The sequence below is a fragment of the Pseudonocardia sp. genome (genome assembly GCF_025965585.1).
GTDB lineage: Bacteria > Actinomycetota > Actinomycetes > Mycobacteriales > Pseudonocardiaceae > Pseudonocardia.
Map to the genome: position 1 here is coordinate 1 of NZ_JAOPWR010000173.1, position 20824 is coordinate 20824.

A 20824-nucleotide genomic window follows, 5' to 3' on the forward strand; every position below is an offset into this window, starting at 1 on the left:
GGCGTGCAGGGGCCGGACCGATCAGCGGGAGCAGACGCCCTTCAGCGCGAGGATCCGCTGCACGGCGGTGTCGTTGGCGGCGGCGTCGAGCTTCCCGCTGTTCAGGGCCTGCTCGAGACCGTCGAGCACCGGGATGACACGCCCGCCGCTCGACCACAGCGCCATGTCCGCGCCCGCGGACAGCGCCTTCTCCACGGCGGTGGGGAGGTCGAACTCGTCGGTGATGGCCTTCATCGCGCCGAGGTCGTCGGTGAGCGCCACGCCGTCGAACCCGTAGTCGGTGCGCAGCATCCGGTAGACCGCGGGCGTCAGCGAGCTGGGCAGGTCCGTGGTGAGGCCGGGGACGTCGAGGTGGCCCACCATCACCGCGGTGCGGCCCTTGCCGCCACCGTCTGCCAGCGGGCCGCCAGGGCCCAGCAGCGTGGCGTAGGGCTTCAGATCGTCGGCCTTGAGCTGCGCGAGCGGCGGCGTGGTGGCCCGGCCCTTGTGCGAGTCACCCGTGGCGTGGCCGTGGCCGGGGAAGTGCTTGAGCACGGTGAGCAGCCCCGCGGCCCGCTGTCCCTCGGCGTAGGCGATGGCGTACGTCGTGACGGTGTCCGGGTCGTTCGAGAACGACCGGTCGCCGATCACGTCGTCGGCGGGCTGGTCGCTGACGTCGACGTCCGGCGCCATGTTCATCGTGATCCCGTGGGCCAGGAGCTTCGTGGCCCGCTGCCGGGCTGTGTCGGTGACCTCCGTGGGGGTCATCGTCCTGGCCATGGTGCGGGCGCTGGGCAGGTTGCCGTCGAGGGCGTCGATGCGCTGCACGCGCCCGCCCTCGTCGTCGACGGCGACGGTCAGCGGGATCCGCGACATCGCCTGCACCCCGCGCAGGGCCTGGTTCGTGAGCAGTGTGGTGGCGTTGCCGCCGACGAAGATGCCTCCGACCTGGGTGTCGCGGACGGTCTCGGCCGTACCCGTGGGGTCGTCGCCCTGCACCCCGACCATGAGGCGCTGCGCCAGCCGGGCGCGGGGCGTCATCGAGCTGACCACGGCGGCGCAGTTCGGCAGCCGGTCGGCGCCCAGCGCGAGCCCGGTGATCTCGGGGGCGGGCGCGGGAGCCGGGCCGGCCGGCGCGGCAGCGGAGGTGAGCGCGGCCTGGGCCGGGACCGCAGCCTGTGCGGGCGCGACCAGAAGGCCGCCGAGCATCCCGGCGACGAGACCGCCGAGCAGCGGCACCGCCGACCGTCGGCGGGAGCGGGACGGACGCGGGTGCGGTGACCGGAGCAGGAGCGACATCGCCGACCATCATCCGCCCGCGGCCGTGTCTCGCCCTGTCGGGTCATCCGGCGCGTCGGGGTGGCCCGCGACCGCGCGACCACGTGGCGCCGTGAGCGCAGCTCCGGCCGCGGCTGCGACGATGGCCGTGAGGCGCCGATCCGCGACGCTCCGAGAGGAGACCCCATGAACCCGACCGGCCCCGTGGGTGACGTGCTGGTGCTGTTCGGCGTCACCGGCGACCTCGCGAAGAAGATGATCCTGCCCGCCCTCTACCGGCTGGTGGAGCGGGGCGAGCTGACCGTGCCCGTCGTCGGGGTGGCGCTCACCGACTGGGACGTCGAGCAGCTGCGTGCCCACGTCGCCGACTCCGTGCACGCCGCGTTCGACAACACGGGTGACCACGGCGACCGCGCCGACAGCGGCAGTGGCGACGACGTGGACGACGACGTGCTCAAGCGCCTGCAGGGGCTGATGCAGCTCGTCGCGGGCGACTACGCCGACCCCGCCACGTTCCAGCGGCTCGCCGCCGAGGTGGCCACGCAGGGTGGCGCCGAGGCGTTCGCCGTCTACTACCTGGCAGTGCCGCCGAGCCTGTTCGCCACGGTCGCCGACGGCCTCGCCGCCGTCGGGCTCAACGACCGCGCCCGGCTCGTCGTCGAGAAGCCGTTCGGGCACGACCTGGACTCCGCGCGCGCGCTCAATGCGATGCTGCGCAAGAACTACGCCGACGACCGGATCTTCCGCGTCGACCACTACCTGGGCAAGGAACCCGTCGAGGACCTGCTCGTGCTGCGGTTCGCCAACACGCTGCTCGAACCGCTGTGGACGCGCACGTGGATCGACCACGTCGAGATCACCATGGCCGAGAGCTTCGACGTCGCCGACCGCGGCTCGTTCTACGACTCCGTCGGCACCGTGCGCGACGTCGTGCAGAACCACCTCCTGCAGGTGCTCGCCTACCTGGGGATGGAAGCCCCGTCCAGCGACTCGGCCGCCGACCAGCGCGACGCGAAGTTCCAGCTGCTCAAGGCCGTGCGCGCGGTGGACCCGGCCGACGTCGTGCGCGGGCAGTACACGGGCTACCGCGACGTGAAGGGCGTGGCGCCCGACTCCACCACCGAGACCTACGTGGCGCTGACCCTCCACATCGACAACTGGCGCTGGTCCGGCGTGCCGGTGCACATCGTCGCGGGCAAGGCGCTGCCCGCGAGCGTGCTGGACATCGTGGTGACGCTGCGCCGGCCGCCGCGCGCCCTGTTCGCCGGGCCCACCGACTCCCCAGCCCCGCCCAACCGGATCCGGCTGCGCCTGCAGCCCGACGCCGGCGTGGCGTTCATCCTGCTGGCGAAGCAGCCCGGCGGCGCCGACGTCGTGACCGAGGTGCCGATCGCCGTCGACTTCCGCGAGGTGCTCGGACCCGTTCACGCGCCGTACGAGCGGATCTTCGTCGACGCGCTGGTCGGCGACCCCGCGCACTTCGCCCCGATGGACAACCTGGAAGAGGCCTGGCGGATCGTCGCCCCGATCCTCGACCCGGGCACGGAGCCGCTCCCCTACGAGCCGGGGACGTGGGGGCCGACGCCACCGGCCTGAGGACGGCGTCGCGCAGGACGTCCCGGTCCGACGGTCGCTCCTGCGTCAGCCGATCGCCGGCACCCGCTCCCCCTCCGGCGGCGGCCCGGGCGGGGTGCCGTCGCCGAACGGCCGCCCGCCCAGCTCCTCGCGCCCGTGCGGCGTGAGCCAGCCCGAGACGTCGGGCCCGACCGGCACGATGCCCGTCGGGTTGATCCCCGTGTGCACGCCGTAGTAGTGCTGCTTGATCTGCTCGAAGTCGATGGTGTCGCCGAACCCTGCGGTCTGGAACAGGTCGCGGGAGTAGGCCCACAGCACCGGCATCTCGGTGAGCTTCTGGCGGTTGCACTTGAAGTGGCCGTGGTAGGCGGCGTCGAAGCGCACGAGCGTGACCCACAGCCGGACGTCGGCCTCGGTGATCGTGTCGCCCACGAGGTAGCGCTGCGTGGCGAGCCGCTCAGAGAGCTCGTCGAGCCGGGCGAACAGCACCGCATACGCCCGCTCGTAGCTCTTCTGCCCCTTGGCGAACCCGCACTTGTAGACGCCGTTGTTCACGTCGTCGTAGACGGCGGCGTTCACCTCGTCGATCTCGGCGCGCAGGGCCTCGGGGTAGAGGTCGGGCGCGCCTTCGCGGTGGAACTCCGTCCACTGGGTGGAGAAGTCGAGGGTGAGCTGGTCGAAGCCGTTGGTGGCGACGCCGCCTGTGCGCAGGTCCACCATCGCGGGCACGGTGATGCCGGCGGAGAAGTCGGGGTCGGCCTTCCGGTAGGCCTCGCCGAGGTACTCGATGCCCAGCACCGGGTCCCTGTCGTCGGGGTCGAGGTGGAAGCGCCAGCTGCGCTCGTCGTGCAGCGGCCCGGCGATCCCCATCGAGATCGCGGGCTCCAGCCCGAGCAGCCGCCGGACGATCACCGCGCGGTTCGCCCACGGGCAGGCGCGGGCGGCCACGAGTCGGTAGCGCCCGGCCTCGACGGGCCACCGCGACGAGACGTCGGCGGTGATGCGCTCGTCGAGCGCGACGGGCCGGCGCTCGAAGGCGTCGGCGCTGGACTGCGAGGCGGCCATGACCTGAATCTAGTGTGGTCCGCGTGCCCGTACTCGATGATCTCGTCCGTCCCGGTATGCGGATCGCGGTGGCCGACGGGACGGGCACGCCGCGCGCCCTGTTCCCGGACCTGTCCCGGCTGGCCGCCCACCACGGCGATCTGCGGCTGGTCCTCGGCTGGATGCCGCACGCCGAGCCGACGCTGGACGCCCGGCCCTTCGCCGACGCCCGCACCGTGATGTCGGGCTGGGGGCTGCGCCGCCCCGTCGAGGAGGGGTCGGTGCGGTCGGTGCCGGTCCGGCTCTCGGCGGTGCCGTCGCTGCTGGCCGGGCCGCTGCGCCCGGACCTGGTGCTCGCCTCGCTCGTGCGGACGCCCGACGGGCTGCGGTTCGGCGCGGAGGTGTCGTGGATGCGCGGCGCCGTCCTCGCCGGTGTGCCGGTGGCGGCCGTCGTCTCACGCACGGCCCCGCACGCCGACGCGGGCCCGCCGCTGCCGGAGGACGCGATCACGGTGCTCGGCGAGACCGACGACGCTCCGCGCGAGGTCGCCTTCTCCGCGCCGGGCGATGTCGACCGCCGGATAGCCGCGCACATCGCCCGCTGGGTGCCCGAGGGAGCCCGCGTGCAGGTCGGGCCGGGACGGCTGGGCGCGGCGGTGCTCGACGCGATCGACGTGCCGGTGCGCGTGGACTCCGGTCTGCTGCCCGAGTCCATCGTCGACCTCGACGCACGCGGGCTGCTGATCGAGGCGTTCGGCGCCTACATGGTCGGCACGAAGCGCCTCCACGACTGGGCCCACGGACGCCCCCTGCTGCACCCGCTCGAGGTCACCCACGACCCGAGCAGGCTCTGCTCCGACGAGCCCTCCCCGCTGATCGCCGTCAACACGGCGGTGGAGATCGACCGCGCCGGGCAGGTGAACGTCGAGGGCACCGTCGCCGCCGTCGTCGGGGGGATCGGGGGTCACCCGGACTACGCCGCGGCCGGCGCCCGGTCGCGCACGGGCCTCTCGATCGTGGCCGTGGCGTCTGAGCACCGCGGCGGGTCGACTCTGGTGGAGACGCTGTCGCGGCCGGTCACCACAGCCTCACACGACGTGGACGTGGTGGTCACCGAGCACGGCTCGGCGGACCTCCGCGGGCTCGACCGCTCGGAACGCGCCGCCGCGCTGGCCGAGCTGTGGCCTCAGGCGTGCGCGTCCTCGAAGACCCAGTAGCGCAGCACGAGGAAGCGGGCGAAGCCACCGAGCACGCTCGCCGCCGACACCGCGAGCGCCTGCAGCCACGGGCTCGGCTCGTCCACCACCAGGGCGAGGGTGATGAGCACGGCCGAGCTGTAGAACGCGTAGAAGACGACCGTGCCGCCGTTCTGCACGTAGGTGCGCCAGCGGTGGGTGGACGCGGAGGCCTGGAAGGTGAAGCGGCGATTGATCTCCGTGCTCAGCAGTGTGCTCAGCACGAGGGCGACGAGGTTGGCCGCGAGTGCCTCCCACCAGGTGCGCAGGGCCAGGAAGACCATGGCGTTGGCGACGGTCCCGAGGCCGCCGACCACCGTGTAGCGGGCCAGCTGGGTGGCGAAGGGGTGGGCCTGGCGGATCCGGGCACGCCACGACTCGGGCAGCTCGATCACGGGGCCACCCATCGTGCACGCCGCACCCGTCATGTCCACCACGTCCTCTCCGGAAAGCGCGCCGTCCCAGTACCCGATCTTCATCTCACGGGAACCCAGGCGTGCGCTGTCCCTCACCTGTGCGAACGCTGTGATCACGGATGCATTCCACCCGATACCGGATCTTTCGGGTGATCATCACCACTGGTTCTGTGCGGTCCGGCCATGAACGCCGTCTCGAGGCCGATAGCGGTCGGACGATCAGCTCGGGCGTCGGTGGCTCGCAAGCGATCCATGCCGACTCGCGGGGTCGGCGGCGCGTCAGATCGTCAGGAAGACCGTCTCGCCCTCGCCGCGGAGGCGGATGTCGAAGCGCAGCCGGCCCTCTCCGTCCGGCACCGCGATCAGGGTGGCCGCGCGCTCGGCGGGCAGCGACGACAGCAGCGGGTCGGCGGCGTTGGCCTCGGCCTCGGCCGGGAAGTAGATCCGCGTGACCACCCGGTCGAGCAGTCCGCGGGCGAACACCGACACGTCGATGTGGGGGGCCTGGCCGTCGCCGAGGGCACCGGGCTCGACCGTGAGGATCCGGAAGCGGCCCTCGGCGTCGGTGGCGCTTCGGCCGAAGCCGGAGAAGCCCGAGCCCGAGGCGCCGCGCGGGTCGTCGGGGTGGTCGAAGCGGCCGTCGGGGTCGGCCTGCCAGGTCTCGACGAGGCCGTCGGGCACGGGGTTACCGGCCCCGTCCCGGACGATCCCGGTGATCAGAACGGCCCCCGGGGTGCCCTCGGACACGACGAGGTGGCCGGCGGGCCAGGTCAGGCCGATGCTCAGGAAGGGCCCGACCGTCTGCGATGGCGTCAACCGGTCAGACATGGGGCTCCTCGAAGACGGACTGCTCGCGACCGCGGAGCACGATGTCGAACCGGTACGCCAGCGCCCGGTTCGGCTTCGTGGCCTCCAGGTCGAAGGTGGAGATCATCCGGCGCCGCGCGGCCTCGTCGGGCACCGAGTTGTAGATCGGGTCCTGGGCGAACAGGGGGTCGTCCGGGAAGTACATCTGCGTGACCAGGCGCTGCGTGAACGCGCGCCCGAACAGCGAGAAGTGGATGTGCGCGGGGCGCCAGGCGTTGTGGTGGTTGCCCCACGGGTAGGCGCCGGGCTTGATCGTGGTGAACGAGTAGTGGCCCGCCGAGTCGGTGACGACACGGCCGCCGCCGGTGAAGTTGGGGTCCAGCGGCGCCGGCCAGTTGTCGACGACGTGCGCGTAGCGACCCGCGGCGTTGGCCTGCCACACCTCGACGAGCGTGTCGGGCACCGCGCGGCCGTCCGAGTCGAGGACGCGGCCGAACACCAGGATCCGCTGCCCGATCGGCTCGTCGGAGTGTTGGGCGGTGAGGTCGTGGTCGGACGGGCCCCGAGGATGAGCGCTGTCGCCGAAGAGCGGGCCCGTGACCTCGGTGAGCCGGTCGCGCAGGATGACCGGCGCCTGCGACGGCGCCCGCAGCGCGGTGCTCTTGTAGCCCTCGAAGGCCAGGGGCGGGTTCGTACCGGCAGGGACGGGGCGGTACCCCGTCGGATCGGTGAGGGTCACAGGGCGGCTCCGTGGGGCAGGCCGACGTAGTTCTCGGCAAGGCTGGTGGCGGCGGCGCGGGAGGACACCGTGTAGCGCAGCTGCGAGAGCTGCAGCCTGCGGGTGAAGGCGTCCTCGTCGGGGAAGTTGTGCAGCATCGAGGTCATCCACCACGAGAAGTGCTCGGCCCGCCAGACGCGCCGCAGGCAGGTGTCCGAATAGGCGTCGACGCCTGATTCGTCCTTCTCGTGAAGATACCCGATGAGTGCATCGGCCAACATTCGTACGTCGGCGATCGCGAGGTTCATGCCCTTCGCACCCGTGGGCGGGACGATGTGCGCGGCGTCCCCGGCCAGGAACAGCTTCCCGTGCCGCATCGGCTCCGAGACGAAGCTGCGCATCCCGGTGACGCCCTTCTCCAGCAGCGGGCCCTCGTTGATCGAGAACCCGTCCGCGGCCAGCCGCAGCTGCAGCTCGTCCCAGATCCGCGCGTCGGACCAGTCGTCGGCGTTCGTGTCCGGCGGCACCTGCAGGTAGAGCCGGGTGACCTCGGGGCTGCGCATCGAGTACAGCGCGAACCCGTTGGGGTGGTTGGCGTAGACCAGCTCCTCGTGCGTCGGGGCGGCCTCGGCCAGGATCCCCAGCCAGGCGAAGGGGTACTGCCGGTCGAACACCTCGCCCGGCACCGCGGCGCGGCTGATGCCATGGAAGCCGTCGCAGCCCGCGATCACGTCGCAGTGCAGCTCCCGGCGCTGCCCGTCGGCGTCGACGAAGCCGATCACCGGATCGCTCGTGATCCCGTCGAGGGTGACCTCGGAGACCTCGAACCGCAGATCGCCACCCGCGGCCAGACGCGCCGCGATGAGGTCCTTCACGACCTCCTGCTGCCCGTAGACCACGATCCCGCGGCCCACCAGGTCGGCGAAGTCGATCCGGTGGTCGCCGCCGTCGAAACGCAGCGAGATGCCCCCGTGCGGCAGACCCTCGCGGTCCATCCGCTCCGCGAGGCCGACGCCGCGCAACAGTTCGACGGTCGGGTGCTCCAGCACCCCGGCCCGTACCCGCTTCTCCACGTAGGCGCGGCTTCGTGACTCCAGCACCACCGACTCGATCCCCTGACGGGCCAGCAGATGCGACAACAGCAACCCCGCCGGTCCCGCCCCCACGATTCCCACCTGGGTGCGCATGCCGCCGAGAGTGACCCTGCATCCGCCCCGCACTCGACGGGCCTTCCGCTGAGCGGAAGGATCGTGTCGTGGGCGAGACGGTGACGGCGCGGGTTCTGGCGGTGTTGGGGGCGTTCGCGGCCGATCACACGGAGCTGACGCTCACCGAGCTCGCCCGCCGCGCGGGTCTCCCGCTGACCACTGCGCACCGGATCGCCGGGGAGCTGACCGGCTGGGGCGCGCTCGAACGCGCCGACGACGGCCGCTACCGCATCGGGCTGCGGCTCTGGGAGGTCGGCGTGCTGGCCCCGCGCGGGCTGGGCCTGCGCGAGCTGGCCATGCCGTTCCTCGAGGACCTCTACGAGGTGACACGCCAGAACGTCCAGCTCGCGGTGCTCGACGGCATCGACGCCGTGTACCTGGAGCGCATCTCCGGACGCGGCGCCGTGAACGTGATCACGCGGGTGGGCGGCCGGCTGCCGCTGCACGCCACCGGCGTCGGGCTAGTCCTGCTCGCGCACGCCGACCCCGCCCTGCAGGAGCAGGTGCTGGCCGGCCCGCTGCGCAGCTACACCACGAAGACGATCTGCCGTCCCGACGACCTGCGCCGCACGCTCGCCGACGTGCGGCGCACCGGCGTGGCCGTCAGCGACGGGCAGATCGAGCTGATCGCGCTCTCGGTCGCCGCACCCGTCCACGGACCGCGGGGGGACGTGGTGGCGGCACTCTCGGTGGTGGTGCCCGCCGAGGGCGGGGACGCGCGCCCCTTCGTCCCCGTGGTGCGGGCCGCGGCGCGGGGGATCTCCCGCTCGCTCGCGTGACGGATCAGCAGTTGCGCTCCGGTCGGTGCGAGGACAACGATCTCGGCGATGGACGTCGTGGAGTTCCGCCCCACCCCCGATCAGTTCGCGTGGACGTTCGGCGGGGCCGCCCCCAGCCACCGGATCAAGCCCGGCACGGTCCTCAAGCTGTGGACCGAGGACGCCTTCTCCGGCCGTCTGCAACGGACGTCCGACCTGCCGAGCCAGGTGCTCGACATGACCGAGGTGAACCCGCAGACCGGCCCGTTCTTCGTCGAGGGCGCCGAGCCGGGCGACACGCTCGCGATCCACATCGTGGACCTGACGCCCGCCCGTGACTGGGCGGCGTCCACCACGATCCCGTTCTTCGGCGCGCTGACCGGCACCGACCGCACCGCGCTGCTGCACGCCCCGCTGCCCGAGCAGACGTGGATCTACCAGCTGGACCGCGCGGCGGGCACGCTGCTGTTCGAGGCCCAGCGCTCGGACTTCCGCACGGTGCTGCCGTGCAGCCCGATGCTCGGCACCGTGGGCGTCGCCCCGGCCGGGCGCGAGGTGCGCACGAGCCTCGTGCCCGACAAGTTCGGCGGCAACATGGACACCCCCGAGATGAAGGCGGGCACCACCTGCTTCCTCGGGGTCAACGTTCCGGGCGCCCTCTTCTCCGTCGGCGACGGCCACTACCGGCAGGGCGAGGGCGAGAGCTGCGGCACCGCCGTCGAGGGCGCGATGGACGTGACGCTGATCGTCGAGCTGATCAAGGGTGGCGCGCCCGAGTGGCCGCGCCTGGAGCACGACGAGGACTATGTCGTGGTCGGGTCGTCGCGCCCGCTCGAGGACGCGTGGCGGGCCAGCCAGGTCGGCATGGTCGCGTGGCTCGGCGAGCTGTACGGCCTCGACCCGCTCGACGCCTACGAGCTGCTCACCCAGATCAGCCTCAGCCCGCTCGCCAACGTCGTGGACGCCAACTACAGCGCCGTCACCAAGATCGAGAAGGCGCTGCTGCCGCCCGCCGACGCCTTCAACGGCATGCACCGCCACCTGCGCTCGCTCTCGAAGGGACTCGTCTGATGGACCTGCAGCTCACCGGGAAGGTCGCGCTCGTCACGGGCGGCACCAAGGGGATCGGGCGCGCGATCGTCGAGGCGCTGCTCGCCGAGGGCGCGAAGGTCGCGTTCTGCGCCCGCACGGCGGCCGACGTCGAGAAGGCGGCCGAGGAGCTCGGCGACAGCGCGACCGGCACAGCGGTGGACGTCGCCGACGGCGACGCGCTGAAGGCGTGGGTCGCCGCATCCGCCGAGGCGCTCGGCGGCATCGACGTGGCCGTCGCCAACGTCAGCGCGCTCGCGATCGGGCCCACCGAGGACAACTGGAAGGCGAGCTACGACGTCGACCTCATGCACACCGTGCGGATGTGCGAGGCCGCGACGCCGTTCCTGGAGGCGTCGAAGGGATCGGTCGTGGCCGTCTCGTCGGTCTCCGGCCGCGAGATCGACTTCGCGAAGGACGCCTACGGCACGATGAAGGCCGCGGTCGTCCACTACATCTCCGGGCTGGCGATGCAGCTCGCACCGTCCGGGGCGCGGGCCAACTGCGTCTCCCCGGGCAACACCTACTTCCCCGGCGGGGTGTGGGCGGGCATCGAGGGCGGCAACCCCGACCTGTTCTCGCTCGCGATGGGCCTCAACCCCACCGGCCGGATGGCCGCCGCCGAGGAGATCGCCTACGCCGTCACGATGCTCGCGAGCCCGCGCGCGTCGTTCATCACCGGCACCAACCTCGTCGTCGACGGGGCACTGACCCGAGGAGTGCAGCTCTAGCGTGCGCGAGTTCCGTGTCGACATCCCCGAGACCCAGCTCGACGACCTGCGCCGGAGGCTCGCCCTGACCCGCTGGCCCGAGGCCGCCACGGTCGACGGCTGGACGCAGGGCGTGCCCCTGGACTACGCGAAGGAGCTCTGCGCGTACTGGGCCGACGAGTACGACTGGCGGCGCTGCGAGGCCGAGCTCAACGCGCTTCCCCAGTTCGTCACGGGGCTGGACGGGGGCGGGGACGACGCGCTGGACATCCACTTCCTGCACGTCCGCTCGCCGCACGAGAACGCGACGCCGCTGCTGCTGACGCACGGCTGGCCCGGCTCGGTGATCGAGTTCCTCGATGTCGTCGACGCGCTGACGAACCCCGCCGACCCCGCCCAGGCGTTCCACGTCGTCGCGCCGTCGCTGCCGGGGTACGGCTTCAGCGCCAAGCCCACCGTCGCGGGATGGGGCGTCGAGCGGATCGCCATCGCGTGGGCGCAGCTGATGGACCGCCTCGGCTACGAACGCTGGGGTGCCGCGGGCGGCGACTGGGGCTCGATCATCACCAGCGCGCTCGGCACGGCCGCACCGGACGGGCTCATGGGCATCCACCTGACGATGCCCGTCGCGCCGCGGCCGCCCGACGGGAGCGTCCCGCCCCTGACCGAGGCCGAGCAGGCCGCCGTGGCCGAGCAGGCGACGTTCCGCACCGTGCGCAGCGGCTACTCCGCCGAGCAGTCCACGCGCCCGCAGACCATCGGCTACGGGCTGCTCGACTCCCCCTCGGCACAGTGCACGTGGATCGTCGAGAAGTTCTGGGACTGGACCGACTGCGCCGGCCACCCCGAGAACGTGATCACGCGCGACCGCCTGCTCGACAACGTGATGCTGTACTGGCTGCCGGGCAACGGCGCCTCGTCCGCGCGGCTGTACTGGGAGAGCTTCGGCGGGCGGCGTCGCAACGACGAGGTGACCGTGCCCACGGGCGTCACGCTGTTCCCCCATGAGCTCTACCGCCTGCCCCGCAGCTGGATCGAGACGCGCTACACCGACCTGCGCCACTTCACCGAGCAGAAGACGGGCGGCCACTTCGCGAGCATGGAGCAGCCGGAGGTGTACGTGCACGAGCTCCGCACCTACTTCCGCACCCTGACCTGACGGGCCCTCGTCCGGCCCCCGTGGCCGTCAGCGGAAGGCGAGGACCGAGGCGGTGAAGCCGTGGAGGTGGTTCTTCCCGCCCACCGGGCCGATCTCGCCCGCCGCGAAGATGCCGGCGACACCCTCGGCGCCCAGCGCTTCCTGCACGGTGCGGACGTCGTGGTCGGCGCTGTCGAACATCGTGGTGCCGCGCCCGTTGCAGGAGAACAGCAGCGCCCCGCGCGCCGGGCGGTCGGCGCCCCCGAGCAGCTCGGTCAGGTCCTCGCCCGCGCCCGCGGCGTCGCGGACCTGGAAGCGGACGGTCTGCCCGACCTCGACCATGTCGCCGACCGCCACAGCGCCGGTCTCCTCGTCGGCGCCCACGACGCCGCGGATCAGGAAGTCCCCGCGGCCGTGGTCCTCGGCGTACTCGTCCATCGCGATGCCCAGGTGCAGCCCGCGCGCAGCCAGTTCCTGCTCGGCGGGCGGCAACGCCGTCACGATCTCCACGAGCCGCGTGTAGGCGGGTGATCCGGCGAGCTCGTGGAGCACGTTGCGGTCCGCCCGGGTGACGGTCATCGACGGGCCGATCGGGCGACACCCCTGGCTGACGACGACGCGCGCCGCGACCTCACCGCCCAGCACGAACCCGACACCGCCGCGCTCGACCACCTCACCGTCGAGGAACAGCCGGTTGGCTCCCGGCCCACCGGCCGCGCCAGCGAGCCCTCCGACAAGCGGGAACCCGGGCATCAGCGCGTTGCTGCGCTCGAGGAACCCGCCGACGGGGAACGAGTAGGGGTCCACGAGCATCGCGGCCACACGGTCGTCGGAACGCAGGTTCGGCAGCCCGCTGACCTGCACGCCCTCCCCGCTCCGTTCCGCGACGAGGCGGTAGGGGCTGATCCGGGTGCCGGGCAGAGCCGCCGCCCAGACCGCGACGGCCGGGCCGTGTTCCTCACCGCGCCCGTCGCCGATCACCCCGCCCGCGGTGACGCCGATCGTGGTGCGCGCCCCGGCCAGCTCCATCGCGCGCCGGCCGGCCGCGGCGGCCTGGTCGGGCTCGTGGCCGGCGCCCGGCGCGACGAACACGCACACGAGATCGGGGGGGACGCCGTCCAGGCCGGCGAGGGCCTGTGCGACGGCCACCTCGGCCGCGCCCTCCAGATCGGGTCCGACGGCCAGGCCGTCGCCGAACCGGCGTCCGGTGGGCGCGAACTCCTCGACACTGCTACGCCGCCACTGCTCTCCCGCCATGACTCCTCCTCGGCCCGGTGCCCGGGCGTTCCGCCATGGTCGCAGGAGCGGGCCGGCGGCGCAGGGAGGCACCGGGCATCTGCCTGCCCGACGTACTCCCGACGGCCCGTCCGGGCAGGGAACGCCCGCCGCGGGCCGAACACCCGACTCGCGCACCCGGCCGTGCCGACCCGCGCACCCGGCCCGTGTCGACCCGCGCACCCGGCTGTGTCGACTCGCGGCGGGGGGCATGTCGACTCGCGCACCCCCCGTGTCGACTCGCGCGCCCGGCAAGGCGAGGCGGGGCGGTGTCGGGCGGGCCCGGTCGATGCCGGCCGGGGCGATCGGCGGTCCGGCGGTCAGCGGCGGGGCAGGCCGCCTGCCGCGCGCAGAAGCAGGTGCATCGCGGTGTCGGTGGAGCGCTCGCGGATGTCGGCCCGGCTGCCGGGCAGGCGCGGGTCGCGGGCCAGCACCAGACCGTCGGACGTCGTCACGCAGAAGCAGACGTAGCCCACCGGCTTGGCCTCGGTGCCCCCGCCGGGTCCGGCCACGCCGGTGATCCCGACGCCGATGTCGGCGCCGAACCGCTCGCGGGCACCGTCGGCGAGCGCACGGGCCACCTCCGGCGAGACGGCACCGTGCTCGGCGATCATCTCCGCGGGCACGCCCAGCAGCGCCGTCTTCGCCTCGTTCGAGTAGGCCACGACTCCGCCCGCGACGTACGCGCTGGACCCCGCGAGGTCCACCAGGCGGGAGGCGAGCATGCCGCCGGTGCACGACTCCCCCGTGGCGACGGTCAGGCCGCGCTCGAGCAGGGCGCGGGCGAGCAGCTCGTCGGTGGTGGTGCCCTCGGCGCTGACGAGGTGCTTCGCGTGCCGCGCCGCGAGCTCCGCGTGCAGCTGCTCGGCCACGTCCTCCGCGCCGGGCAGCGGCCGGATGTCCACCTCCAGCTCGGAACGCCGCAGGCACGTCGTCACCTCGACGCCCGACAGGTCCCGGGTCGCCCCGATCTCCCGCAGCGTCGCCGCGATCTCCGACTCGGGGAACCCGAAGAACCGCAGCTCCCGCGACTGCGCCGCGGGCACCGTGGCCAGCAGCTTCCGCACCGGCGCCGACTCCAGCGCCGACGGCCACACCCCCTGCAGCTCCCGTGGCGGCCCGGGCAGGACGACGACGAGCGGCCCGCCGGCCCGCGGCACGACGAGCCCGGGCGCGGTGCCCACCGGCGTCAGCGCGACCGCGCCGCGGGGCACCATCGCCTGCTTGCGGTTGGCATCCTCCAGCGCGGGGCCGTCGAACCCGGTGCGGGCCGCCCAGCCCGCGAGGATCCCCGCGATGTGCTCGCGCATGGCCTCGTCGAGCTCGAGGTCGACGCCCGCGAAGGACGCCACCACCTCGGCCGTGAGGTCGTCGGCTGTGGGGCCGAGCCCGCCGCTGGTGACGATCAGCGCCACGCCCGCGTCGGCGACGAAGGTGAGCGCGGCGGCGAGGTCGTCGGGCCGGTCGCCGACCACGAGCAGGTGGGCCACCTCGAAGCCGAGCTCGCCGAGCGCCTTCGCCAGGAAGGGCCCGTTGCGGTCGGAGATCGCCCCGGTCAGCAGCTCGCTGCCGGTGACGACGACGGCCGCGCGGGGCCGCTCGGAGGTGTCCATGCACGGACCCTACGACGCAGCGACCCTCCGGCGGACCGCTCAGGCGGCGTCGAGATCCAGTTCGGCCGCCCGGATCGCTGCGCTGACCGACTCGTCGCCGATCTGCACGGCCCTGGCGATCGGCCCGGCCTCGATGCACAGTGCACCGACGTCGGCCGAGCGGGCGGGCCCGATGGCCATGAGGTGGCCCGGGCCGCGGTCGGGGTGCGCCGCGTCGGTGACGATGAGCAGGTCGGCCCCGTAGCGCCGCGACCCCTGCGCGACCGTGCCCAGGCCCGGGACGATCCGGTCGAGCCCGCGGGCCCACAGCGACAGCCCGGCGTCGGCGTCGGGGTGGATGGCCTCGTTGCCCCGGGGCATCATCACGAGGACGTGTGTGGCGCCGCCGCGCAGCGCCCGCGCCATGGCCAGCGGCTCGCCGACCGAACCGTCCACCCAGCGCCGCCCGCCGTAGCTGACGGGCGGGCCCGCGAGCAGCGGGATGGACGCGCTGGCCTGCAGCGCCTGCCGCCACTCGGGGATGCTCGCCATGCCGGTGAGCTCGTACGGGAGCAGGTCGGCGGTGTCGGTGGCCACGACGCGCAGCGGCGCGGGAGTGTGCCCGAGCGCGGCCCAGTCCAGCGGCTTGCGGACCCGGAGCACCTCGTCGAGCAGGTGGTCCAGCCGGACGACGGGACGGCGGGTGCCGAGCCTGCGCATGTTGATGAACTCGTCGGTGGACAGGTCCTCGGAGAAGCACGCGGCGCACTCGGCGGCGCTCCCGGTGAGGAACGCCGCGGCGCTGACGGCCCCCGACGACGAGCCGTAGACCTCGTCGAACGCGGGGGTGAGCCCGGCGCGCTGGATCGCCCGGAGCATGCCGGCGACGTACGAGCCGCGCATCCCGCCCCCGCCGATGACGAGCGCCACCCGGTGCCCGTCATGCCGGTCACCGGGCGTGGTGCCGGCGTCGCGACGATCGAGCAGGACCCGCAGGACATCGCGATCACCGTGCACGAACGGGAGGGACGACGCCGTTTCCACGCGCCCAGCGTACGGGCGCATCTCCGGGGCGAAGTACCCCGGCGCGGCGTCCGCCTCGGACGACGCGTCGGCACAGGTCCGTGTGTGTACCGGGCCCGGACGAGCGTGAGTGGCGGACCGGGGGCCGTCGAACCCCGGTCCGCCCTCGTCCCCGGGGTCAGCGGACGGTGAGTACCTGACGGCGCCAGCGGGCCAGCAGCCGGAAGACCGGGTGCACCGGGCTGGCGTCGGTGATGCATCCGCTTCGCACCGCCTCGACCAGCCGGTCGTCGGCCAGCACGCACTCGAGATCCGGGCAGAGCCGCTGCCGCCGGACGGCGGCGCCGAGCACGGTCGGGCTCGTTGATCGGTCGTCCCGCTTCTGCCCCATGTTCTCCATATCGCCTCGCGCGGACAGAACATGCGATACGAACGGGTGACTCTCATCTCGTTCGAGTGAAGGTCCGATCACGGACGGACACGAGCGGCACACGGACGAGGCTCGGACCGCCCGGATCGCTCCGACGGCCCGGGCCTCCGGGTGTCCGGCGTCAGGCGCGGGTGTTCCCGCATGACGAGCCGATCCGGGGCGCTCCACCCCGGACGTCACGACGCGGCCAGCAGCTCCGGGGACGTCGCCAGCTCCAGCAGGCGGGCCCGGGGATCGGGGAGCAGCCTGCGGGCCGTCGCGTCGAGCACGCCCATCGTGCAGCCGATCTCCGCCGCCGCGACGCCGTCGGACAGGCGGCGCAGCGTGTGCTGCATGCCGAACGTCCTCCCCGCGCCGAACGACAGGCGCGAGTCGATCTCCACTTCGTCGCCGTAGACGAGCTCACGTTGGAACCGGCAGGTGGTCTCGAGCAGCACGATGCCCATGCCGTGCTCGACCAGCCGGAACATCGAGCAGCCCGCCGCGTTGAGGTGCTCGGTGCGCGCGTGCTCGGCGTAGCGGTGGTAGTTGGCGTGGTTCACGTGACCGTTGACGTCGATCTCGTAGCTGCGGACGCCGATGCGGACCGCGAAGTGATCAGCCATTCCCGCAGGATCTCCCAGCGGGCCCGGGCCGTCAGCGGGAGGGGAGGTCCCGTGCCGCGGCCGGGGCCGCGGGCTGCGACTGATAGCGCGTCGGACGTTGGGCCGGGTTCGCCACGAGCCCGAGCGCGGCCAGCACGTCCACCAGCGCGGGGTAGGTGCCCGACGGCAGCGACCACACGTCGGAGCGCGTGGCGGCGTCGGCCCCGTACTGCTCGGCGTGCATGATCAGCTGCCATTTCGCGGCCGGGAACCCGACGCCGTCGAGCACCTGCGAGAGCCGAGCGACGTCGGCGCGGGGGTTGGACCGGAACACGGTGCCCTCCTCGTGTGCGACCGCCCGCGCGACCGCTCACTCGGTGTACCCGCCGTCACCCGGTGGGAAACGGACGAAGGGGGCCCTTGTTGTGCGGTCCGGGGGCTCGCCGTAGGGTTCCCCGGGGCGGTTGAGAACACAGTCCGCGCCAGAGTCCGCGACGTCCATCGAGGAGCCGGTGCGCAGAATGAACGCCGAACCACCCGTCGACACGGGTGCGGGCGACGGCACGGATGTCGGTGAGATCATCCGCTTCGACGTCGTCGACCACGGACCCGATGTCCGCGTCCTGCACGTCGTCGGCGAGCTCGACACCCTGACGGCGCCGTTGCTGCAGGTCCGCCTGCTCGAGCAGCAGGCCCAGGTCGGCCATCTCGTGCTCGACCTCTCCGACGTGACCTTTCTGGGGTCCGCAGGCCTGGCCGTCCTCGTGGGGGCCAAGGACGACGCCGACAGCCGCGGCTGCCGGCTCGTGGTCGTGCCCGGGTCGCGCATCGTCAAGCGCGCTCTCGAGGCCACCGGGCTGCTGCAGCTGTTCAGCATCGCCGACGGCGTGCCGGAGGCGCTGGAGGCCGCCCGCTGACGCGGGTCGCGGAGGCGTAAGGGCGCCTGGTGGCCCCCGCGGTCTTCAACACCGACGTGGCCGAGCATCTCGGCCAGGCGGGTTCGATTCCCGTCCGCCTCCGCCATCTCCTGCTCGACGCGGAAGTTGAGCCCCGGCGACTCGAGCCGGCCGTGGCCACCCTCGGCCGATGCCCCGTCCTCCCGTCGTCGATCCCGACGCCGACACGCCCGAGCCCTGCTCGGGTGGTCCGGGAACTGCGCGGCCGATGTGGACTCCGACACCGAGGAGATGCTCGGCGCAGTTTGCCCCGTTCGGAGGCCTGATGCCCCCGGCGGGTCGGTCGCGGACAGCCCCTGATCAGTGTCATTGTGGCGAGATGGCTGATCCCGACCTCACCGCGCTCACCGCGGCCGAGATCGTGGCGCGCGTGCACGACGGGCGGATCAGCGCCGTCGACGTCGCCCGTGCCCACCTGGAGCGCATCGCCGAGCGTGACCCCTCGATCGGGGCGTTCCAGGAGCACGACCCGCAGCGGGTGCTGGCCGAGGCCGGTGGCGTCGACGCCCGCGCCGACCGCTTCGCCCTGCCGTTGGCCGGGGTCCCCGTCGCGATCAAGGACTGCGTCGATGTCTCCGGCTACCCCACGCGGCACGGCTCGGCCGCCACCTGCGCCGCGCCCGCCCGCCGCGACGACGAGCTGGTCAAGCGCCTGCGCTCGGCCGGGGCCGTGGTGATCGGCAAGACGCGCATGCCCGAGCTCGCGATCTGGGGCTTCACGCACTCGGCGCTGGGCGTCACCCGCAACCCGCTCGACGAGACTCTCGACCCCGGCGGGTCCAGCGGCGGCAGCGCTGCGGCCGTGGCGGCCGGGATGGCCGCCCTCGCGCTCGGCACCGACGGCGGCGGCTCGATCCGCATCCCCGCGGCCTACTGCGGGCTGGTCGGACTCAAGCCGGGCACCGGCGTCGTCCCGCTGCCCGGGGGCGCCGAGGAGCACTGGTGCGGGCTCTCGGTCACCGGTCCGCTGGCGCGCACCGCCGAGGACGCCGCGCTGATGTTCGGCGTGCTGCGCGGCGCCCCCGTGGACCTCGACGTGCCCGGACCCGCCCGGATCGCGCTGTCGATGCGCAACCCGTCGCCGGTCGGGCGGCTGCACCCCGACCACCGGGCCGCCGCCGTGGGCGCGGCCGCGCGGCTGCGGGCCGGTCCCGGAGGAGCCGTCGTGACGCTGGCCGACCCGCCCTACCCCCGCGGCCTGACGTCCCAGTGGATGCGCCGCTGGCACGCCGGCGTGGCGCAGGACGTCGCGGCGCTGGACCTCGACCCCGCGCTGCTCGACCGCCGCACCACCGCGATCGCCCGCAAGGGCAGGCGCTTCGCCCGGCTCACCCGGCCCCGTCCGGCGGCGGCCGCGGCCTGGCGCGACCGCATGCTCGCCTGGCTCGACGAGGGCGGCCACGACATGCTGCTCGGCCCGGCCGTCGCCGGTCCGCCGGTGCGGGCGGGGTCGATGGCGGACCGCGGCTACCTGTCCACGCTGCGCGCCTCGGCGTCCCGCGTGCCGTTCACGCAGGCCTGGAACCTGGCCGGGCTACCGGCCGTGGTGGCGCCGGTGCTGGTCGGCGGGAGTCCGGTGGGCGTTCAGCTCGTCGGACGGCCGGGCTCGGAGGCCGCGCTGCTCGCAGCCGCGGCACGGCTGGAGCAGCGCGTGGTGCCGATGGCGGGCGCGGCACCCCGACGCTCCTACGTCTGAGCGGGTCGCAGAACCTTCCTACTTCTGACGTCGCCAGGGCCCGGTGATCGCGAAAATGTAGCCCGCTCCTGGCAGGGCTAATCGGATGGCGGCGACCAGGTCCCGGTGGTGTGGAAGCGTTCGAGGGTCGCCGCGTACGGGGCGAGGTCCATCCCCTGGTCCGCCACCCAGCCGTCGTCGTAGTAGCTGTGGCGGTAGCGCTCACCGCCGTCGCAGATCAGGGTGACGACGCTGCCCTGCACGCCCTCGGCCCGCATCGCGGCGACGAGCTGCCAGACGCCCCAGAGGTTGGTGCCGGTCGAGCCACCCGCCCACCGCCCGGTGACGGCCTGCAGGTGACGGGCGGCGGCGATGCTCGCGGCGTCGGGCACCGGGATCATCCGGTCGACCACGCCCACCACGAAGCTCGGCTCCATCCGCGGCCTGCCGATCCCCTCGATCCGCGACGGCACCCCGGTGGTGTAGCCGGGTTCCCTGCTCGCCCAGCCGGGGAGGAACGCCGAGTTCTCGGGATCGACCACCGCGAGCCGCGTGGGGTGGCGGCGGTAGCGGAGGTACCGGCCGATCGTGGCCGACGTACCGCCGGTGCCCGCACCCACCACGATCCACTCCGGCACCGGGAACCGCTCCAGCGCGAGCTGGCTGAAGATCGACTCGGCGATGTTGTTGTTGCCCCGCCAGTCGGTGGCCGCCTCGGCGTGGGTGAACTGGTCCAGGTAGTGCCCGCCGGACTCGTCGGCCAGCCGCTGGGCCGCGCCGTACATGTCGCCGGCGCTGTCGACGAAGTGGCAGTGCCCGCCGTACCGCTCGATCAGGGCGATCTTCTCCGGGCTGGTGGAGCGGGGCATGACGGCGACGAAAGGCACCCCGATCAGCCGCGCGAAGTACGCCTCCGACACGGCCGTGGACCCGGAGCTGGCCTCCACCACCGTCGTTCCCTCGACGATCCAGCCGTTGACCAGCGCGTGCAGGAACAGCGAGCGCGCCAGCCGGTGCTTGAGGCTGCCGGTGGGGTGTACCGACTCGTCCTTGAGGTAGACGTCCACGCCCCACTCGGCGGGCAGCGGGAACACGTGGAGGTGGGTGTCGGCGGAGCGGTTGGCGTCGGCCTCGACGAGCCGGACGGCCTCGTCCACCCAGGCGCGTCGGCGGGGACAGAACCGGTCGACGGGGAGACTCACCGGGCCCACGCTATCCGCGCCCCACCCGACGAGCGGCACGTCCGCCGGAACGGAGCGGCTCAACGGAGGGTGATCCGGCCCGAACCCGCGCGCACCCGGCCGATCACCGCGGCCGGCGCGCCCTGGGCCGCG

General features: G+C 73.4%; 21 protein-coding genes and 1 tRNA gene. 9 read left to right on the plus strand and 13 right to left on the minus strand.

Annotated elements, in window-relative coordinates; translation table 11 throughout:
* Positions 1-21: 21 nt before the first annotated feature.
* The gene (locus JWR81_RS10845) at positions 22-1278 is read right to left on the minus strand and encodes a glycoside hydrolase family 3 N-terminal domain-containing protein (protein ID WP_297650107.1); all 1257 of its coding nucleotides are present in this window, start codon (positions 1276-1278) and stop codon (positions 22-24) included.
* 165 nt (positions 1279-1443) lie between these two features.
* On the opposite strand from JWR81_RS10845, the gene zwf reads away from it, so the two are divergent.
* Positions 1444-2853, plus strand: coding sequence for a glucose-6-phosphate dehydrogenase (gene zwf / locus JWR81_RS10850; protein ID WP_297650109.1), 1410 nt, complete (start codon positions 1444-1446; stop codon positions 2851-2853).
* Positions 2854-2898: 45 nt separating this feature from the next.
* On the opposite strand, the gene JWR81_RS10855 is transcribed toward zwf, so the two are convergent.
* On the minus strand, positions 2899-3897 hold the full coding sequence (locus JWR81_RS10855; RefSeq protein ID WP_297650111.1) for a glutathione S-transferase C-terminal domain-containing protein: 999 nt from the start codon (positions 3895-3897) through the stop codon (positions 2899-2901).
* 23 nt (positions 3898-3920) lie between these two features.
* Between JWR81_RS10855 and JWR81_RS10860 the strand changes: the two genes are divergently transcribed.
* Positions 3921-5093, plus strand: coding sequence for an acetyl-CoA hydrolase/transferase C-terminal domain-containing protein (locus JWR81_RS10860; protein ID WP_297650113.1), 1173 nt, complete (start codon positions 3921-3923; stop codon positions 5091-5093).
* Here the strand turns inward: JWR81_RS10860 and JWR81_RS10865 are convergent.
* The 4 genes from JWR81_RS10865 to JWR81_RS10880 form a co-directional block, all read right to left on the minus strand.
* Entirely contained in the window at positions 5063-5623 is a 561-nt protein-coding gene (locus JWR81_RS10865; protein WP_297650115.1) for a GtrA family protein, read from the minus strand. The genes JWR81_RS10860 and JWR81_RS10865 overlap by 31 nt on opposite strands.
* Positions 5624-5806: 183 nt before the next feature.
* A complete protein-coding gene (gene pcaG, locus JWR81_RS10870) occupies positions 5807-6355 on the minus strand; it encodes a protocatechuate 3,4-dioxygenase subunit alpha (RefSeq protein WP_297650117.1) in 549 nt (182 codons plus the stop codon).
* Positions 6348-7073 (minus strand): protocatechuate 3,4-dioxygenase subunit beta, encoded by a 726-nt coding sequence (gene pcaH, locus JWR81_RS10875; protein ID WP_297650119.1) that lies wholly within the window; start codon positions 7071-7073, stop codon positions 6348-6350. Before pcaH ends, pcaG begins: the two co-directional genes overlap by 8 nt.
* Positions 7070-8239 (minus strand): 4-hydroxybenzoate 3-monooxygenase, encoded by a 1170-nt coding sequence (locus JWR81_RS10880; RefSeq protein ID WP_297650122.1) that lies wholly within the window; start codon positions 8237-8239, stop codon positions 7070-7072. Before JWR81_RS10880 ends, pcaH begins: the two co-directional genes overlap by 4 nt.
* Positions 8240-8307: 68 nt before the next feature.
* Here JWR81_RS10880 and JWR81_RS10885 point away from each other — a divergent pair, with 68 nt between their 5' ends.
* Genes JWR81_RS10885 through JWR81_RS10900 form a run of 4 tightly spaced genes read left to right on the plus strand, consistent with a single transcriptional unit; the run spans position 8308 to position 11976 of the window.
* A complete protein-coding gene (locus JWR81_RS10885; protein ID WP_297650125.1) occupies positions 8308-9039 on the plus strand; it encodes an IclR family transcriptional regulator in 732 nt (243 codons plus the stop codon).
* 48 nt (positions 9040-9087) lie between these two features.
* Entirely contained in the window at positions 9088-10089 is a 1002-nt protein-coding gene (locus tag JWR81_RS10890) for an acetamidase/formamidase family protein (protein ID WP_297650127.1), read from the plus strand.
* Positions 10089-10838, plus strand: coding sequence for an SDR family oxidoreductase (locus tag JWR81_RS10895; RefSeq protein ID WP_297650129.1), 750 nt, complete (start codon positions 10089-10091; stop codon positions 10836-10838). Before JWR81_RS10890 ends, JWR81_RS10895 begins: the two co-directional genes overlap by 1 nt.
* A 1-nt stretch (position 10839) precedes the next feature.
* Positions 10840-11976 (plus strand): epoxide hydrolase family protein, encoded by a 1137-nt coding sequence (locus JWR81_RS10900; protein ID WP_297650130.1) that lies wholly within the window; start codon positions 10840-10842, stop codon positions 11974-11976.
* Positions 11977-12003: 27 nt separating this feature from the next.
* On the opposite strand, the gene JWR81_RS10905 is transcribed toward JWR81_RS10900, so the two are convergent.
* The 6 genes from JWR81_RS10905 to JWR81_RS10930 form a co-directional block, all read right to left on the minus strand.
* A complete protein-coding gene (locus JWR81_RS10905; RefSeq protein WP_297650132.1) occupies positions 12004-13212 on the minus strand; it encodes an FIST N-terminal domain-containing protein in 1209 nt (402 codons plus the stop codon).
* A gap of 338 nt (positions 13213-13550) precedes the next feature.
* A complete protein-coding gene (locus JWR81_RS10910; RefSeq protein ID WP_297650134.1) occupies positions 13551-14843 on the minus strand; it encodes a competence/damage-inducible protein A in 1293 nt (430 codons plus the stop codon).
* A 39-nt stretch (positions 14844-14882) separates the two neighbouring features.
* The gene (locus tag JWR81_RS10915; protein ID WP_297650136.1) at positions 14883-15866 is read right to left on the minus strand and encodes a patatin-like phospholipase family protein; all 984 of its coding nucleotides are present in this window, start codon (positions 15864-15866) and stop codon (positions 14883-14885) included.
* Between the two features lie 157 nt (positions 15867-16023).
* A complete protein-coding gene (locus JWR81_RS10920) occupies positions 16024-16236 on the minus strand; it encodes a hypothetical protein (protein WP_297650138.1) in 213 nt (70 codons plus the stop codon).
* A 215-nt stretch (positions 16237-16451) separates the two neighbouring features.
* On the minus strand, positions 16452-16880 hold the full coding sequence (locus JWR81_RS10925) for a thioesterase family protein (RefSeq protein ID WP_297650140.1): 429 nt from the start codon (positions 16878-16880) through the stop codon (positions 16452-16454).
* Positions 16881-16911: 31 nt separating this feature from the next.
* Positions 16912-17193 (minus strand): DUF2795 domain-containing protein, encoded by a 282-nt coding sequence (locus tag JWR81_RS10930; RefSeq protein ID WP_297650142.1) that lies wholly within the window; start codon positions 17191-17193, stop codon positions 16912-16914.
* Between the two features lie 187 nt (positions 17194-17380).
* Here JWR81_RS10930 and JWR81_RS10935 point away from each other — a divergent pair, with 187 nt between their 5' ends.
* The 3 genes from JWR81_RS10935 (at position 17381) to JWR81_RS10945 (ending at position 19511) form a co-directional block, all read left to right on the plus strand.
* Complete coding sequence (locus JWR81_RS10935) at positions 17381-17776, plus strand: STAS domain-containing protein (RefSeq protein WP_297650144.1); 396 nt, start codon at positions 17381-17383, stop codon at positions 17774-17776.
* Between the two features lie 10 nt (positions 17777-17786).
* Positions 17787-17882: transfer RNA gene (locus tag JWR81_RS10940), tRNA-Sec, on the plus strand.
* 252 nt (positions 17883-18134) lie between these two features.
* Positions 18135-19511 (plus strand): amidase, encoded by a 1377-nt coding sequence (locus tag JWR81_RS10945; protein ID WP_297650146.1) that lies wholly within the window; start codon positions 18135-18137, stop codon positions 19509-19511.
* 77 nt (positions 19512-19588) lie between these two features.
* Here the strand turns inward: JWR81_RS10945 and JWR81_RS10950 are convergent, their stop codons facing one another.
* Positions 19589-20692, minus strand: a complete 1104-nt coding sequence (locus tag JWR81_RS10950) for a PLP-dependent cysteine synthase family protein (RefSeq protein ID WP_297650148.1) — start codon at positions 20690-20692, stop codon at positions 19589-19591.
* Positions 20693-20824: the final 132 nt, after the last annotated feature.

Coding starts and splice junctions, on each gene's coding strand:
- JWR81_RS10910 (WP_297650134.1), bottom strand. CDS start 14,843: ATGGACACCTCCGAGCGGCCCCGCGCGGCCGTCGTCGTCACCGGCAGC.
- JWR81_RS10935 (WP_297650144.1), top strand. CDS start 17,381: ATGAACGCCGAACCACCCGTCGACACGGGTGCGGGCGACGGCACGGAT.
- JWR81_RS10925 (WP_297650140.1), bottom strand. CDS start 16,880: ATGGCTGATCACTTCGCGGTCCGCATCGGCGTCCGCAGCTACGAGATC.
- JWR81_RS10845 (WP_297650107.1), bottom strand. CDS start 1,278: ATGTCGCTCCTGCTCCGGTCACCGCACCCGCGTCCGTCCCGCTCCCGC.
- JWR81_RS10890 (WP_297650127.1), top strand. CDS start 9,088: ATGGACGTCGTGGAGTTCCGCCCCACCCCCGATCAGTTCGCGTGGACG.
- JWR81_RS10945 (WP_297650146.1), top strand. CDS start 18,135: ATGGCTGATCCCGACCTCACCGCGCTCACCGCGGCCGAGATCGTGGCG.
- zwf (WP_297650109.1), top strand. CDS start 1,444: ATGAACCCGACCGGCCCCGTGGGTGACGTGCTGGTGCTGTTCGGCGTC.
- JWR81_RS10855 (WP_297650111.1), bottom strand. CDS start 3,897: ATGGCCGCCTCGCAGTCCAGCGCCGACGCCTTCGAGCGCCGGCCCGTC.
- JWR81_RS10920 (WP_297650138.1), bottom strand. CDS start 16,236: ATGGGGCAGAAGCGGGACGACCGATCAACGAGCCCGACCGTGCTCGGC.
- JWR81_RS10905 (WP_297650132.1), bottom strand. CDS start 13,212: ATGGCGGGAGAGCAGTGGCGGCGTAGCAGTGTCGAGGAGTTCGCGCCC.
- JWR81_RS10880 (WP_297650122.1), bottom strand. CDS start 8,239: ATGCGCACCCAGGTGGGAATCGTGGGGGCGGGACCGGCGGGGTTGCTG.
- pcaG (WP_297650117.1), bottom strand. CDS start 6,355: ATGTCTGACCGGTTGACGCCATCGCAGACGGTCGGGCCCTTCCTGAGC.
- JWR81_RS10895 (WP_297650129.1), top strand. CDS start 10,089: ATGGACCTGCAGCTCACCGGGAAGGTCGCGCTCGTCACGGGCGGCACC.